This is a genomic window from uncultured Brachyspira sp. (genome assembly GCF_910578695.1).
Taxonomy (GTDB): domain Bacteria; phylum Spirochaetota; class Brachyspiria; order Brachyspirales; family Brachyspiraceae; genus Brachyspira.
The window spans coordinates 1-17,098 of the sequence record NZ_CAJTQJ010000023.1 but is presented as its reverse complement, the minus strand read 5'-3'; the positions used below and the strand labels follow the sequence as shown (position 1 = coordinate 17,098).

The 17,098-nt window shown below is 27.0% G+C and carries 15 protein-coding genes; 6 read left to right on the top strand and 9 right to left on the bottom strand.

The window, feature by feature from the left end; all coding sequences use genetic code 11:
- Positions 1–52: 52 nt before the first annotated feature.
- The 5 genes from QZ288_RS07450 to QZ288_RS07430 all read right to left on the bottom strand — a co-directional run bounded on the left by QZ288_RS07450 (position 53) and on the right by QZ288_RS07430 (position 4,002).
- Positions 53–664 carry a hypothetical protein gene (locus QZ288_RS07450; RefSeq protein ID WP_295157125.1) on the bottom strand — a complete coding sequence of 204 codons (612 nt, stop codon included), beginning with the start codon at positions 662–664 and terminating at the stop codon, positions 53–55.
- A gap of 117 nt (positions 665–781) precedes the next feature.
- Positions 782–1,114, bottom strand: coding sequence for a cupin domain-containing protein (locus QZ288_RS07445; protein ID WP_295157124.1), 333 nt, complete (start codon positions 1,112–1,114; stop codon positions 782–784).
- A gap of 17 nt (positions 1,115–1,131) precedes the next feature.
- Entirely contained in the window at positions 1,132–2,748 is a 1,617-nt protein-coding gene (locus QZ288_RS07440; RefSeq protein ID WP_295157122.1) for a CTP synthase, read from the bottom strand.
- A 202-nt stretch (positions 2,749–2,950) separates the two neighbouring features.
- Positions 2,951–3,556: a recombination mediator RecR gene (recR, locus tag QZ288_RS07435; RefSeq protein WP_295157120.1), complete on the bottom strand. Its 606-nt coding sequence runs from the start codon at positions 3,554–3,556 to the stop codon at positions 2,951–2,953.
- Positions 3,557–3,561: 5 nt separating this feature from the next.
- The gene (locus QZ288_RS07430) at positions 3,562–4,002 is read right to left on the bottom strand and encodes a YbaB/EbfC family nucleoid-associated protein (RefSeq protein ID WP_295157118.1); all 441 of its coding nucleotides are present in this window, start codon (positions 4,000–4,002) and stop codon (positions 3,562–3,564) included.
- Between the two features lie 162 nt (positions 4,003–4,164).
- On the opposite strand from QZ288_RS07430, the gene QZ288_RS07425 reads away from it, so the two are divergent.
- Both QZ288_RS07425 and QZ288_RS07420 read left to right on the top strand, forming a co-directional pair.
- Positions 4,165–5,631, top strand: a complete 1,467-nt coding sequence (locus QZ288_RS07425) for a CsgG/HfaB family protein (RefSeq protein WP_295157116.1) — start codon at positions 4,165–4,167, stop codon at positions 5,629–5,631.
- Positions 5,632–6,228 carry a hypothetical protein gene (locus QZ288_RS07420; protein WP_295157114.1) on the top strand — a complete coding sequence of 199 codons (597 nt, stop codon included), beginning with the start codon at positions 5,632–5,634 and terminating at the stop codon, positions 6,226–6,228.
- Between the two features lie 11 nt (positions 6,229–6,239).
- Here the strand turns inward: QZ288_RS07420 and QZ288_RS07415 are convergent, their stop codons facing one another.
- The 4 genes from QZ288_RS07415 to ispG form a co-directional block, all read right to left on the bottom strand.
- The gene (locus QZ288_RS07415) at positions 6,240–6,731 is read right to left on the bottom strand and encodes a septum formation initiator family protein (RefSeq protein ID WP_295157112.1); all 492 of its coding nucleotides are present in this window, start codon (positions 6,729–6,731) and stop codon (positions 6,240–6,242) included.
- An 81-nt stretch (positions 6,732–6,812) separates the two neighbouring features.
- Complete coding sequence (abc-f, locus tag QZ288_RS07410; RefSeq protein WP_295157110.1) at positions 6,813–8,330, bottom strand: ribosomal protection-like ABC-F family protein; 1,518 nt, start codon at positions 8,328–8,330, stop codon at positions 6,813–6,815.
- Positions 8,331–8,619: 289 nt separating this feature from the next.
- Positions 8,620–10,617 carry a UvrD-helicase domain-containing protein gene (locus tag QZ288_RS07405; protein ID WP_295157108.1) on the bottom strand — a complete coding sequence of 666 codons (1,998 nt, stop codon included), beginning with the start codon at positions 10,615–10,617 and terminating at the stop codon, positions 8,620–8,622.
- Positions 10,618–11,180: 563 nt separating this feature from the next.
- Complete coding sequence (gene ispG / locus QZ288_RS07400; protein WP_295157106.1) at positions 11,181–12,248, bottom strand: flavodoxin-dependent (E)-4-hydroxy-3-methylbut-2-enyl-diphosphate synthase; 1,068 nt, start codon at positions 12,246–12,248, stop codon at positions 11,181–11,183.
- A gap of 247 nt (positions 12,249–12,495) precedes the next feature.
- Here ispG and thrC point away from each other — a divergent pair, with 247 nt between their 5' ends.
- The 4 genes from thrC (at position 12,496) to QZ288_RS07380 (ending at position 16,960) form a co-directional block, all read left to right on the top strand.
- Entirely contained in the window at positions 12,496–13,551 is a 1,056-nt protein-coding gene (gene thrC, locus QZ288_RS07395) for a threonine synthase (protein WP_295157104.1), read from the top strand.
- Positions 13,552–13,554: 3 nt separating this feature from the next.
- Complete coding sequence (gene thrB / locus QZ288_RS07390) at positions 13,555–14,520, top strand: homoserine kinase (protein WP_295157102.1); 966 nt, start codon at positions 13,555–13,557, stop codon at positions 14,518–14,520.
- Between the two features lie 100 nt (positions 14,521–14,620).
- A complete protein-coding gene (locus QZ288_RS07385) occupies positions 14,621–15,256 on the top strand; it encodes a Pr6Pr family membrane protein (RefSeq protein ID WP_295157100.1) in 636 nt (211 codons plus the stop codon).
- Positions 15,257–15,412: 156 nt separating this feature from the next.
- Entirely contained in the window at positions 15,413–16,960 is a 1,548-nt protein-coding gene (locus QZ288_RS07380) for a bifunctional UDP-sugar hydrolase/5'-nucleotidase (RefSeq protein WP_295157098.1), read from the top strand.
- Positions 16,961–17,098: the final 138 nt, after the last annotated feature.

Sequence of the window (17,098 nt, the reverse complement as noted above, 5' to 3'; positions counted from 1 at the left end):
TTGTTATATGTATTATTATATTTTATATCTGCTATCATATTTATTAATTTAATTATTCAGCTTTATTACTGCTATTATTATATTCTGATTCAGATGAAGAGCTTTCTTGTATCACTGTTGTTTTTTCTTTATTTTCTTCGTTTTCTTTATTGTCTCTATTATATTTATCTTTTTTATTATTTATAAATAATGATATTATAAAAAATACCAAGCATATAAATAATATAAAAAGAACTAATGCAGTAGAAAGCCATAACGGAGAAAGCACCCATATCCAATTCCAATCAACAGCATTGAATAATTTTAATATTACAAATATTATTCCTAAAAATGCAAAAAATATTACAGCTACATTTAATACAGGAAATTTTTGACTTTCTATGCTAGTATCTTGACTTTGCTCATTATTATTAGATGATGAATTATCCGAAGCTTTCTTATTTTTAAAAAATACAGAATCAAAAAATAATGCAGCTATCAAAAGTACAGCTTCTAAAATCAGCACCGCCAAAACTAAATGCCAATTCAAATTAATTAATACTTTTGATAATTTTAATAATGATAAAATTGCTATAAATACAGGCAGCAGTCTTGAAGAAAAATTTAATAAATTTTTAATAAAATATAAAAGAGCCATTGTAAAAACATTTTTTATTTTTCCCATAAATATAAATCCCTAAAAATAATATGATTATAATAATATATCATTTTTATTAAATTTAAATAACTATTTATAACATTTTTATATTATAAAGATAAAATGCTAATAATTAAATTAATATTATTCAGGTTTAATTTGCATAACTAATATCTTAAATGCCTCTTCAGCAATTAATGAATGCGGCGTATTTCTTGGAATTAAAACAGATTCTCCTGATGATAATTCAAATACATTCTCATCTGCTGTTATTTTTGATTTGCCTTCAATAACAGTAATAAAAACATCTCCTGTACTTGTATGAGTAGGAATTTCTTTATTTTTATCAGCTGATATTATATTCATCGCTAAACTTTTTCTATCAATCAATGATAAAACAGATATATCCTTAATTTCTATCAAATCTTTTAATGAAAATATTTTTTTATAGTCTATATTATTAATATAATTTTCCATAAGTAAGCCTCAATTATTTATTTTTTAAGTTTTTTAGCCGCCTCTATAAATCCTACAAATAAAGGATGCGGATTTGTAATTCTTGATTTTAATTCAGGGTGAAACTGAACTCCTATCATAAAAGGATGAGATTTTATTTCTGCAATTTCAGCCAAATCAGCATTTTTCATTTTTCCTGTTATAATAAATCCTTCTTTTTCCATCGCCTCTGTATATTCATTATTAAACTCATATCTATGTCTATGCCTTTCGCTTATCTCTGTTTTATCATATAATTTATGAGCCAAACTTCCGCTTTTTATATCGCATTCAAAAGCACCTAATCTCATAGTACCGCCCTTTAATATATTTTTTTTCTGCTCTTCCATAAGGGTAATTATAGGATTTTCAGCATCTTCTTTTACTTCTATAGTATTAGCATCTTCTAATTTTAATACATTTCTTGCAAACTCAACACTCATAAGCTGCATGCCTAAGCATATCCCAAAATAAGGTATTTCATTTTCTCTTGCATATTTTATAGCATTAATCTTTCCTTCAACACCTCTCTCGCCAAATCCTCCGGGTATTATAAGTCCTTGAATATCTTTCAAATACTCTGATACATTATCTTTATTTTCTAATTCTTCAGCCGAAATCCATTCTATATCAACATTAATATCATTATATATACCGCCATGATTCAAAGCCTCTGTCAAAGATATATAAGCATCTTTCATAGATATATACTTTCCTACTATAGCTATTTTTACCCTCTCATTTTTTATAGCTATATTTTTCTGCCTATATATTAAATCAGTCCAAGCCTCCAAATCTATCTTTGCAGTCTGAAGTTTGAAATGCCTGCATACTACATCGGAAAGCCCCTGAGCTTCAAGCATTAAAGGAACGGCATATATATTAGGCTCATCAAAGTTTTCAAATACATTTTCTTTAGGTACATTACAGAATAATGCTATCTTTGCTTTATGAGATTCCTGCAAATGCTTACTGGTTCTGCATACCAAAATATCAGGTATAATACCGCTTTGCATAAGTTCTTTTACACTATGCTGAGTAGGTTTTGTTTTTATCTCCTCAGATGAACTTATAAAAGGTATTAATGTTACATGTATATACAAAACATTATCCTGACCTAATTCTGTTTTTATCTGTCTTATAGCTTCAACATAAGGAAGAGATTCTATATCTCCTATAGTTCCGCCTATCTCAGTTATTACTATATCGGTTATTTTTGTATCGCTTTCTCTGTATATTCTCCTTTTGATTTCATTAGTAATATGCGGTATAACCTGAACAGTTTCTCCTAAATATTTGCCTTCACGCTCCATATTTATAACATGCTGATATATTTTTCCTGTAGTAACATTGCTGAATTTATTTAAACTCTCATCTATAAATCTCTCATAATGCCCAATATCCAAATCAGTTTCCGCCCCATCATCTGTAACAAAAACTTCTCCATGCTGAAAAGGACTCATAGTACCTGGGTCTAAATTGATATAAGGATCAAATTTCTGTATAGTTACGCTTAATCCTCTAGCCTTTAAAAGTCTTCCTAATGAAGATGCTGTTATTCCCTTACCCAAACCAGATACAACTCCGCCTGTTACAAATATATATTTAGTATTCATATAATCCTCGATTAGCTTTTTTTATAATTATTAAACCTATTAAGATTATCATAAATTAGTATTAAATCAAGCTAATTTTATTGTTATGTTAATTAAAAATAAATATATAATTTCTTTTTAATATTATTAAATATTAAAACTTATAATTTTTGCATTTACTTGTATTCAAATAAATATAATTTTAAATTAATTACAAAATATTTTAATTCATTTCAACTCTGTCTAAAATGCTTCTAGCCAAAGACCTAGTATCTGCATTTTCTATATCGCTTGCCAAAGAAATACCATAAGTAATATGCGTTACTTTTCCATTAAAATTATTATCTCTTAATGTTTTATATATATATGATGCAGTAGTATCCGCTTCTAATGAGGCACTGAATGCTATCATTATTTCTTCTATGTTATTTTTTTTAACCCTTTCTATAAGTTCTTTTATCCTTATATCGCTTATTCCAATTCCTTTAATTGGTGCTATAAGCCCGCCTAATATATGATAAACTCCATTATATTCCTCCGTATTTTCTATAGCAAGCATATCAGAATATGATTCTGCAACACATATTTTATTATGATCTCTTTTATCATTACTGCATATATAACAAATATCATTATCGCTTAAACTATAACATTCACTGCATAACTTTATATCTTTATGCAATGATAATAAAATATCAGAAAATTCTTTCAGATATTCATCATCACAGTCAAATAAATATAAAGCAAGACGAAAAGCAGTTCTTGAACCTATACCCGGAAGCCTTGCTATAATCTGAGTAAGCCTATCCAAAGATTGTATATTATTCAAAACAGTTATTCCTTATTATTATCATCATTATTATTATTTTTATTTATATTATTCATAATATCATTCACTTTCGATATCATATCAGGTGTTATAGAATCCAAAGAAATACTTATTTTACCGTCTTTATATTCTACGGATGCCATTTTACTTATATCTCCGAACATTTGATTTATATCATTAAAATTCATATTAAATAAATTAGGCTGCCTATTAAATTTTTCTTTATTATCATTCTTATTATCATCTTCTTCCAATTTATTTTTTAATTCAGATACCTTTGAAACTGCTTCATTTATGCTTGAACTTATCATTTCCTCTAATAACTCTTTTTGATCCTTTGATAACAGACTTTCATCTATACTAAAGCTGGTTATATTATATGATTTATTCATAGTTAAACATACTAAATTTCCTGCTGAACTGTACTTTATACTGCTTTCACTCATAAACAATACTCCTTATCTTTTTATTTTAATATTATTATATAATATATTCAATTCATATTATTTTCAATAAAAATTAAAAATAATATAAATTGACTTTATTTTTAAATTAAATATAATATAAATATATAAAACTATATTTAGTTAGGTAAGAATTGTATAAAAATGATTATAAAAAAAATTATATTTATAATGCTTATACTTCCATCTATTCTTTTTTCACAGCAATTAAGAAGAGAGATAGGAGAAAGGTATGAAAAAGAAAATATAGCTGTTTTTGAAATATTAGATGCCTCATCAGGATATAATAAAGAAGTTGGAAAAAAAATGACGGCACTAATAGAACATTCATTAACAAAAATGAATAGATTTAATATTGTAGACAGAAGAAATTTAGATAAATACTTAAAAGAAATGGAGCTTCAATTAGCAGGCATAACAGATAAGCAGCTTATTGAAGTAGGTAAAATATACGGATATTCAAAAGCTTTGACAGGAAGAATAACATTGGCAAATGTTGATATTGAATATAATGATGATACTATAAGCTTATACGCTAAAGTGGAAATGGTGCTTCAAATAGTCGATGTAGAAACAGCAAAAATACTATATTCTTCAAAATTACGAGGATCAAGCTATTATTGTACCACAAGCTATCCTTCTCATTCTCTAAGGGAAAGCCTTATTAATGAAGCATGCAGTGATTTAGCATATAAAGTTGAAAATAAAATGAGAGATATATTCAAAATAATGCTTAAAATATCATATATAGATGAAGGAAATATATATCTGCTTGCTGGAAGAAATCATGGAATAGATAAAAGAACCAGATTTAAAGTTTATTCAAAAAAAGATGATATAATGATATCTCCTGATAATGTGATAAGCGGAGGATATCAGTATAAAGGAACTCTTAGAATAAAAGAACTTAATAATGATTATTTAATAGCAAAAATTTCAAGAGGAAAAAATATACAAGTTGGTGATATAGCAAGAGAAACAGTTGTAGGGGATTTCGGTTTTGCTGTAGCATTAAATTATGCATCATACAATATAGAATCTTTTCAAAAAACATATCAAAGCAGCTTTAAGCCTAATGAAGGAAAAATAAAAATATCATTAAATAAAAATGAATATGCATTAGGAGTGCATTTGAAAATGATGTATAATGGTGCATTATTTTCTCCAAATTTAAGTTTAGGCATACTATTCGGCGATTTTTTTAAGTCCAGCTATGCTGTAGATACTAGATTTAATTTTGATATTAATATAAACTTGTATCAGGAAGTTTTAAGGCTTATAATAAGTCCTTATATAGGTATGGGAATATCATTTACAACTATAGGCGAAGTATATGGAGGAAATTACTATATCAATGATTATCTTCAGCTGAAAAATGGTGCTAAAATAAATTCAATAGATATTATGTTCGGCATAGGAGCATTAGCCTATTTACAATATAATATTACAGATAAAATAGGTATAAATTTAGGAATAGGATATAGGTTTTATACAAATCCTATTAATTTGGGTGTTTTCAGCGAAGGCAATGAAATTTCTTTGCCTGAAAATATAAAAACAGTTAAACTTACAGGATTGGAATTCGCATTTGGAGCGTTTTTTCTACTATAAATGAGCAAAAAAGTTATAGCAATATTATTTATCATATCAAACACTTTTTTCGGTGCTTTTTATTTTTCGGATATAGCAAAAGAGTATGGTACTAATGAAAATGCAGGAAAAAAAGAGATAATAGAACAAAATGAAGAATTGAAATCAGAATACAGTATAAACACCAATAATATTGATTCATTTTTCAGTATGGAAGGAAATAATATTATAAATCAAAAACAAGTTGTAAGTTCTCCTATTATGCCTGAAACCCCTTATAAAAGTAATCCTTTAAGATATACTGAAGTAACATTTATTTTGACAGCATTTTTTTCATATAGTTATGCCACATATTTGGTATTTGGATTAGAAGCTCTAGAAAACGTCAATGTAGCACCTTCAACTACAGGAAGAAACAGATATAAAAAATTATGGGTATCTTCTATGCTTTTTGAAATAACTGCAGGTATATTCTGCGGGGCTGCTGTAGCGTATGACAGCTATCAAAGAGTTTACGGCAAAAAGAAAAATGAAGGATTTAGTTTTAATTTTATGCCTTTTTATGAACCTATAAATAAAGATGCAGGATTTCTATTCTCTTTACAGTATCCTATTTAAAAAATAAAGAATTAGCCCTTTAAAGGAATTATCTTTTTCTTTTTTAATTTATGAAGAATATTTTTGTTGACTAATAATATATAAGATACAAAACACATAACTATCATAAATGCCAATATCAAAGCACCTTTAATATTAATATAATTATCAATTTCTTTTGTATTTACAGAAGATGATTCAGATGAAATATTTTTACTATCTTCATCATTTTTTATTATTTTTATAATCTTTTCATTTTTTGTTTCATCTAAATAACCGAATGTTTTAGCATACGATAAGATATATTCTTTATCTGTTTTAAGTCTTTTTATATTGCTTGATATTTGAATTTTTCTTCTATTAAGTTCTTCTATTTTCTTTTTTTCATTTTCTATTATATCTTTTTTGGAATCTAATGTAAGAAAACCTTTAGAACTAAAAACAAATACATATATCATAAAAGCTATTGCAACTAATATGATACTATAAAATATTTTAGAACTAATTCTAACATTAAAATACATAAATATAACCTTATCAAATATACAACTTATTATCGGAAGTAATTTTTTAAAATTAATATAGATATTAATAAAAATATATATTCATACAGTATCTTTAATATCTAAAATACTATATTTATCCGTAATTTTTATATTCCATAAAGTATTTACTGTATTTTTTAAAAAATTCCTATTATGACTTACTATGATTAAGGCACAATCAAAACTTTTTAAAGCATCTTGTAAAAGTTCTGCAGAATCTATATCAATATGATTCGTAGGCTCATCTAATACTATAATATAAGGATTTTTAAGTACAGACATTCCAAGCATTATTTTACGAATCTCGCCGGGACTATGATTATAAGAATTAATTACAGATTTCGGATTGCTTCCTAGTCTATTAACAAAACTCATCAAAAAACCAAATGATTCATTATCCAATGATTTTATATTATTAAACATTTTTTTCCAATTTTCTCTATCTATATTCTGAGGTATATAAACTATCTTATTTTTATCTATAGAATTATTATGCATTGTTTCTATTATATAATTTAATAAAGATGTTTTTCCTGCACCATTTGCCCCTTCAATACCTATTCTGCTGTCTTTTTTTATTATAAGTTCAGAATGCTTTAAAATGACATTATTTATTTTAGTTTCTCCTGCCTCTAAAAAAAATAAAAATTTTCCTTTATATCTTTCGCCTCTAAACTCCATATTCATAACTTCTCTTTTTTTAGTATATAAAGCTTCGCTTTCTAATTTATTTTTATTATATAAGCCTTTAGCCTGCTTAGCTTTAGATGCTAATCTGCTGTCCTTACCTGTAAGTCTGGCAGCATCAATTTTTCCTTTAGCATCATGATCTTTTTTATCTATATGCCTTTTACTTCCGCATTTTATTCTTTTTAAATCAGATTCATTTTGAAGCTTTTTATATCTAGCCTCAAGTATTTTTACTTTCTTTCTGCTCTCCTCATATAAGCTAAAATTATAATCTTCTTCATCTTTTTCATACTCTCTGCATTGAGTATAATTACCTATTCTCATTTTACATATTCCATTTCTTATAAATATACATTTAGACGCTAATTCATCAAGAAAATCAATATCATGACTAATAATTATAACAATACAATTAAGTCTTTTTATAGCATTAATAAGTATATCTTTACATTCAATATCAATATGATTTGTAGGCTCATCTAATACCAATATATCAGGATTATTTGAAAGTGCTGCTGCTATTTGAAGTCTTTTTCTCTCTCCGAAACTTAATGTATCAAACCTATATAAATAGCTGTAATCTATTTTAAATAAAGAAATTAAATATCCTGAATATGAATTATCATCATAAAATAAATTCTCAGCATTATCAGGCATATCGCTGCATTCCTGATTTAAGTAAACATTTATCATATTTTTATTTGAATATTCTATGCTTCCTAAATTAGGATTTAATATACCTGTTATAAGTTTAGCAAGCGTAGTTTTACCGCAGCCATTCTCTCCGACTATAGCAGTGCAGGTATTATCTATATGAAAAGAAACATCATTTAATATATTATCAGAGCCGTCATAAGAAAAAGAAACTTTATTTAATTTTACAAACATATATTAACCCCCATTCAAAATAAGAAATAAAGCATAATGCTTTTTTATTTGTTGGTTAATATACTAATTACATAATGCTATTATAATACTATAATAATAAAAGTCAAGCGGATTAATTGTTTATTATTATTGCTATCGCTAAACTCGCTTTAAAATAGCTAATAACTGATATTATAAAAATTGCGAGTTCCTGATATTTGCAAAATTATATAGATACATTAAAAGACAATTATTATTATATAATCAAAGTAATTTTCATAAATTATATTTGTTTTAAATATATGATTTATTATTTATTTTCTGGCTTTAAAGAAGCTTTTAAATTAGAGAAAAACTCTTCTTCATTCATAGCCATTTCTTCAGGTAAATTCTCGCTCATCTCCTTCAAAAATACCGAAGGAGTACATTCTAATTTTTTTCCCATCTTTATTCTGCTTCTGCAATAGGTTAGTGTCAAATGTTTTTTAGCCCTAGTCATAGCAACATAGCAAAGTCTTCTTTCCTCTTCTATTTCCATTTCTGAAGAACTTTTATGATGAGGAATAATACCGTCTTCCATACCGCAAATATAAACATAAGGAAATTCCAGCCCTTTAGCTGCATGTATACTCATAAGCATTATGCCTTTCTTTTTATTCTCTTCTTCATTCTGCTCTTCTATACTCATAAGTAAAATTCTATCTAAATAATTTTTTAAAGTAGCATTTTTATTTGATTTTTCATATTCAAGTATTCCGTTCATAAGAGATTCAATATTCTCTATTTTTTTAGCTCCTTGTTCTTTGGTATCGCTTGAATTAATAACTTCATTATGATAGGCAATGACATCTAAAAATTTATTTATATTCTCATAAAGTTTAGGACGCTCCAAATCATTTTTATCAACAGTAAATAAATTATGATAATGTTCTATAACTTCAAGAAAATCTTTTATTCCTGCTTTGGCTTTTGGAGATATTTCATCTATATTTTCATAATTAAGCAATGTCTGATATAATGATACTCCGTTTTTTATACTTTTTTCATTTAGATTATTTATAGCTACAGCTCCTATTCCTCTTTTAGGTATATTTATAACTCTTAATAATGAAACTTCATCTTCAGGGTTTACAAATAAATTAAGATATGCAAGTATGTCTTTAATCTCTTTTCTTTCATAAAATTGAAAAGCACCGACTACTGTATAAGGCAAGCCCCTAAGTCTGAAAGCCTCTTCAAAAAGTCTTGACTGAGCATTCATTCTAAAAAGTACTGCAAAATCCTCATAATTTAATTTTTTGCTTATAGAATAATTTATTATAGAATCTGCCACAAACTGAGCTTCTTCTCTTTCATCTTCGCACGGCATTATTGTAGGCGGTATCCCTTCTTCTCCTTCTGCCACTACCTTTTTATCTTTTCTTTGAGTATTATTGCTTATAACAGAATGTGCAGCTTCAAGTATTGCTTTTGTACTTCTGTAATTTTTTGTAAGCGTTATAATTTTTGCATCAGGATATTCATTTTCAAATGATAATATATTTGATACATCAGCACCTCTGAATGCATATATGCTTTGATCATCATCACCCACAACGGCAATATTTCTATACTTTGATGCTAATAAAGTGGTAAGTTTATACTGTGCAAAATTGGTGTCCTGATATTCATCTATCATTATATATCTGAATCTCTCCTGATATTTATCAAGAACTTCAGGAAACTCTATATATAAATCTATCGTAAGATTAATAAGATCATTAAAATCAACGGCATTATATCCTTTTAAATAACTTTGATAAACCTCATAAACTCTTTTAGTCATTTTTTCAAAATCATCATGAGGCTCTACTTCATAAGGCTTCATCAAATTATTTTTATATCTGTCTATATACCAAGCAAATAAATTTTCATCATAATTAAGAGTATTAATTTTTATCTCTCTTAAAATACTTCTTATAAGAGTTCTGCTGTCAGATGAAGAATATATACTAAAATTATTTTTGTACCCTAGCTTTTCAATATCTCCTTTCAATACTCTAACACAAAAAGAGTGAAAAGTACTTACTACTAAATTCTTTGGCTTTTCTTTTAAGAGTTTTATTATACGCTCACGCATCTCTGCTGCCGCCTTATTGGTAAAAGTAACAGCCAATATTTGACTTGGAGGGATATTATTTTTTATTAAATATGCAATTCTCTCTGTAATAACTCTAGTTTTTCCAGAACCCGCTCCTGCCAATGCAAGCAATGGTCCGTTTATATGTTCTACAGCTTGTTTTTGTTCATCATTTAACATTAATGCCATATATTAATTACCTCTTATTTGAAGAGTTATTATATATTATATTAAAATAATGTAAAATTTTTTTAATGCATATATTAACAATTCATATATTATTAACATATACAGTTTTTATTTTATTAATTCTATAATTCTTAATTTTTATTAGAAAAATAATGATACTTCTACACCTAATTTATTTTCCATTTTTTTATATGAGTATAATTGCCTAGTATGTAAATAAAATATATAATTTAGAGCATTTTAAATTTATTTTGGAATATCAATTAATAATTTTTTATATAAATGATATAATTTATTTTTGTATGATTCTTTTCTTACAAATATTATGTTTTTAATTTTTCCGTTATGCATTCATTACCGCTCCAAAATTCTTTTTGTATAATTTTACTCTGATTAAAAAACTCTGCATATTTTTTTAAAGTTATTATATGCGTCCGCCAAATCTCAAAAATAGGGCTATACTAACATATACAATATTTTTTTCAATACTTTGCGGTTACTTAAAATTTTACTAAAAAGGTATTAATTAAATATTGATAATTTTTATTATATAATTAGAGATTTCAAAACTCTTCAATTTTTTTTGTAAGGAAAGCTATAATATTATTTTTGGCTACTTTTATAGGTTCATTTTCCTTTTCAAAAAATATAAAATTTCCGTCTCCTGTACCAGCAACACCAAAATCGGCATGCCTAGCCTCACCAGGTCCGTTTACCACGCACCCCATAATAGCAATAGTAATATTCTTTTTTATATTTTGTACATATCTTTCTATATAGCCTGCAATATCCTCAACATCAACCTGACATCTTCCGCAGGTAGGACATGATATTATTTCTATAGAAGGTTCATTTCTTATTCCTAAAAATTTAAGAAGCATTTTTCCTGCCATAACTTCTTCTGAAGGATCGCCTGTTATAGAATATCTTATAGTATCTCCAATGCCCTGTATTAGTAAATATGATAATGCACTTGTACTTTTTATAAGAGAACTTCTTAATGTACCCGCTTCTGTTACACCCAAATGTATAGGATAATCAAATTTTTCTCTGAATAAAGTATTGGCTTTTATTGTGGTTTGTATATCTGAAGATTTTAGAGACACTTTTATATTTGTGAAATCCAAATCTTCCATTAATTTTATATGTTCAGCAGCACTTTTTACCATATTTTCAGGAGTTACTTCCTTGTATATGCTTCTATCCAAACTGCCCCCGTTTACTCCTACTCTTATAGTAAGATTTCTCTCTTTAGCTTCCTTTATCACTTCTTTTACTTTTTCTTTATCTTTTATATTTCCGGGATTTAATCTTAATGAATCTATTCCGCTTTTCATACTTTCTAATGCTAATCTATAATCAAAATGTATATCAGCTATTAAAGGCACTTTAGTTTGTTTTTTTATTTCTTTTATAGATTTTGCAGCCTCCATATCGAGTACAGCAAGCCTTACTATATCAGCACCCGCTTCTTCAAGAGATTTTATTTGCTCAGCTGTAGATTTTATATCTCTGGTATCAGTATTTGTCATAGATTGTATGCTTATAGGGTTATTGCCCCCTATTAAAATATTTCCTATATTTACAGTCTTCACCTTTTTTCTTATATTATTAATATTATCTATATTCATATTTATTTCCTTAATATCAATTAATTTGTTCTTAATATTATAAATATTATAATACTATTATTATAAATAATATAATACTATCATTTTCAAATATTTTTGCAAATATTTAAATCTTGTTTATTTTTTATTATAATTAATAATATTTTATATAATAGATAATAAAGCCTTGAAAAATAATGCTTTATGCTATATTCTATATCAAATACTATTGATAATAATTTTTTAATAATTTACTTAAGGATAATATATGAAAGAATGGAAAGGACTTTTAAGAGAATATAGAGAATATCTGCCTATTAACAATAAAACTCCATTAATAACATTGCATGAAGGAAATACTCCTTTAATAAAAGCTGAAAAAATAGGAAAAGAACTTGGAGAAATAGAATTATATTTTAAATATGACGGACTTAATCCTACAGGCTCATTCAAAGACAGAGGTATGGTAATGGCAGTTGCTAAGGCACTTGAAGAAGGTTCTAAAGCTATAATGTGTGCTTCTACAGGAAATACTTCTGCATCCGCTGCTGCCTATGCTGCAAGAGTTGGCATTCAATGTATAGTAGTTATACCAGACGGTAATATTGCTTTGGGTAAACTGGCTCAGGCTTTGATGTATGGTGCTAAAGTTATAGCTATTAAAGGAAATTTTGATGAGGCATTAAAAGCTGTTATTGATATTACAGATAAATATCCTATTACATTGGTAAACTCTATTAATCCTTTCAGACTGCAGGGACAGAAAACCTCTGCATTTGAGATTTGCGATACATTAGGAAAAGCTCCTGACTATTTGGCTGTGCCTGTAGGAAATGCAGGAAATATATCTGCATATTGGATGGGATTTAAAGAATATAAGGAAAATGGAAAAGTATCTAATTTGCCTAAAATGATAGGTTTTGAGGCTGAAGGTTCTGCTGCTATAGTGCAAAATAGAGTGATAGAAAATCCTCAGACTTTGGCTACCGCTATAAAAATAGGAAATCCTGCAAGCTGGAAATTGGCTGTTAATGCGGCAGATGAATCCAATGGTTTTATAGATTCTGTTACTGATGATGAAATATTAGAGGCTTATAAAATGCTTGCAAGAGAAGAAGGCATATTTGCTGAACCTGCTTCTGCTGCTTCTTTAGCGGGTATTATAAAAACTTTCAAAGCTGGAAAAATAAATAAAGGTGATATTGTAGTTTCTGTATTAACTGGAAACGGATTAAAAGATCCTGATAATTCTATAAAAATTTGCGAGTCCCCTATAAAAGTTGATAATGATATAGAAGAAATAAGAAAAGCTATAGGAATATAATCTATGAATAAAGTTCAAAATAAGAATAAAAATAATACAATAAAAAATAAAAAATTAATCACTTTTAAAATACCTGCTACTTCCGCTAATATAGGCTCTGGTTTTGACAGTGTGGGGCTTGCTTTGAATTTGTATAATGAAATACATATTTACTCCAATGAAAATTCAAAAAAGATAGAATTTGAAATAATAGGAGAGGGCGAAAACGAAATATCAAAAGATAATAATATGATACTTGATGCTATGAAGCTGGTATATAAAAAATTAAAATCAAAGCCTGATAATGGCTATATTATAAAATGTATAAATAGAATACCTCTTTCAAGGGGGCTTGGGAGCAGTTCTGCGGCTATAATAGGCGGACTTCTTTGTGCTAATTATATACTCGGAAATAAACTTTCTATTGATTATGATATATTAAATATGTCGGTGCAGTTGGAAGGGCATCCTGATAATGTATCTCCTGCTATACTTGGAGGCATTATATCGGGAGTTGTAATAAAAAATGAGGATTTCAAATATGTTAAAATTAATCCTCCTAAAAATTTAAAAGCTGTTGTAGCGATTCCGAATTTTTATTTGAGTACTGAAACTGCCAGAAATGCCCTGCCTAAAGAGATAAGTTTTAAAGATGCTGTATTCAATATTTCAAGGGCGGCACTTTTGACATCAGCATTATTTTCAAACAGACTTGATTTACTTGAAACGGCATCAGATGATAAGCTTCATCAGGATTATAGGGCGAAATTTATACCGGGACTTAAAGATTTATTTAAACAGGCAAAAAATGCAGGTGCCTATTCTGTTACTATAAGCGGTGCAGGTTCTTCTATACTTGCTTTGGTTAAAAATGATGAGAAAATAATTAAAAAAGTTTCTAATGTTATGAAAGAGAATTTTGCTAAAAAGAAAATAGATTCTGAAATAATGGTTTTAAATATACCTTCAAAAGGAATTATAATTAAATAATTTTTATATTATGTGTTTTATTATTAAATTTATAGATAATGCTTTAATAAATATTAGTAATATAAAAATAAATTATTAGATGAATAGCTTTATACAATATATGATTAAAAAGAAAATTAATATTTTATATAAGATAATATTATCAGTCATTGGTTCTTTTGCGGTTATAAGCGGATTTTTCCCAAACAATTTTAAATTTGATATAGAAGCTGTATATTATTTTACATATCAAAGCAATATGCTTGTAATAGTTTATTTTATTTTGGATATTATTAATATAATAAAAAAAGATAAATCATTATATCCAAGATTCAAAGGTGCTGTTACAATGTCTATAACGGTTACATTTTTGGTATATCATTTTTTATTAAGTCCTACAGCTGAAAAATATGAAGGTTTGCCTTATATTAGAAATATCATACTCCATTATATTTTACCCATTATGACTATTTTAGATTATATTATTTTTGATATTAAGGGCATTTATAAGATAATAGATCCTTTGCTTTGGCTTTTGATACCTATTATTTATTTTATTTTCATACTTATAAGGGCTAGATTAGGAGAACCCTTTTCTAACGGAAGCTATTACCCTTACTTTTTTACTGATATAGATAAATACGGCTTAAAAATAGTATTAAGAAATGTATTATTTATTACTTTATTTTTTGCTTTTTTAGGATATATAGAATATTTTACTGACAGATTTTTAAATATATTACAAAATAAAAAATAATAAAATATTTATAATATAATAAGAGTATTAATTTATATATTTTATAAGATATACTTAAATATAAATTTTATATTATTGTACTATTTTCACTATTGTAAAATAGTATAAAATTTTATATAATTTTAAAGTCTCTAATATTTTCATCAGGAGTTTGATATGACAAAAAAAATATATATTATATTAATGTTCATCGCTCTAGTTTTATTTTCATGTTCTAATTCATCTTCTAAGAAATCCGGAAATACAGGCTATATTACTATAATACATATGAATGATACTCACGGCAGAGATGAAGAGGAAAAAATAATAAATAAAGAAGCATATCCTCCAGAAACTAATTATATGTACGGAGCATCAAGAAGGGCAGCATATATAAAACAGGTTAAATCTACAAATGAAAATGTATTAGTTCTTCACGCTGGGGATACTATTACAGGAAGCGTATATTCAACAGTATTTCAGGGAAGAGATGAGGTTGATATTATGAATATGATTGGTGTAGATGCAGCTGCTGTAGGAAATCATTTTATAGATTACGGAGCTGATAATTTTGCTGAAATAATGAAGGAGAGAAAATTTCCTACTCTTTCTATTAATATAAAAAATAAATCGGACGATAGTTATTATGCAGTTCCGTATATGGTTACAAATGTTAATGGCATAAATATTGCAGTAATAGGCATAACTACTGCGGATTCTGTTTATAATCCTAAATATGCAAAGGATTTAATTTTTGAAGAAGAGATAAAATCGCTTAAAAATTTTATGAAAAAAACGCCTCTTAATACTACAAATGATATTACAATACTATTAAGTCATGTAGGATATGAAAGAGATAAAAAAATTGCTGAGGCTATGCCTAATACATTTGATATAATAATAGGCGGACATAGTCATACGGAATTATATGAGGCTGATTTTGTAAAGGGTACTCCTATTGTACAGGCGGGCTATTATGGGAGATTTTTAGGAAATATTAATTTAGATATTAATGACGGAGTAATCAACAACTTTGATTATAAGCTTATTCCAATGGACAATACTATAGAACAGGATGCAGATATGCTTGCATTTATTGATGAGATGAAAGGTACGGTTGATAAAGAGTTCAATGTAAGAATAGGAAATCTGCCTATTGACTTGGCTCATGACGGAATAAGATCTAATTCTATGGCTATAGGAAATTTTGCCTGCGATTTAGTTATAGATTCTTATGATGATATTGATATTGTATTTATGAATTCGGGAGGACTTAGAACACCTTTAAAAAAAGGAAATATCACTTTAGGCAATATACAAAATGAATTTTTCCCATTTGATAATGAGGCAGTAATAGTTACATTGACAGGAAAAGATATTATTGATATGCTTAAAATATCTGGTAAAAAGAGGGGGGCTGGTGCTTTTTTACAATTATCAAGAGGAATGGAAGTAAAATATAATATAGACGGCGAATTATTAGAGGCTTATTTAAATGGAGAGGCTATTGATGAAAATAAGGATTATAGGACTATTTTATCCAGCTTCATATTTTTAGGAGGAGACGGGTATCATGACAGTAATGGAAACTCTATAGGTGAAAAAGGAAAAGATATTGTTATGACTGGCAATGATATGAGAGATGCTATGATATCAAAAATAAAAGAGCTTGATAATATATCTGAAGATTATATAGATGATAAAGTTAGAGTAATATTTGAATAAATAATTTTTTATTGTTGCTATCGATAAACTCACTTTAAATTAGCTTATAACTTCCTTCGTCAGTTATAAGCTGCTCGTTTATCTTTATTGTTGCTAGCGATAAACTCACTTTAAATTAGCTTATAACTTCCTTCGTCA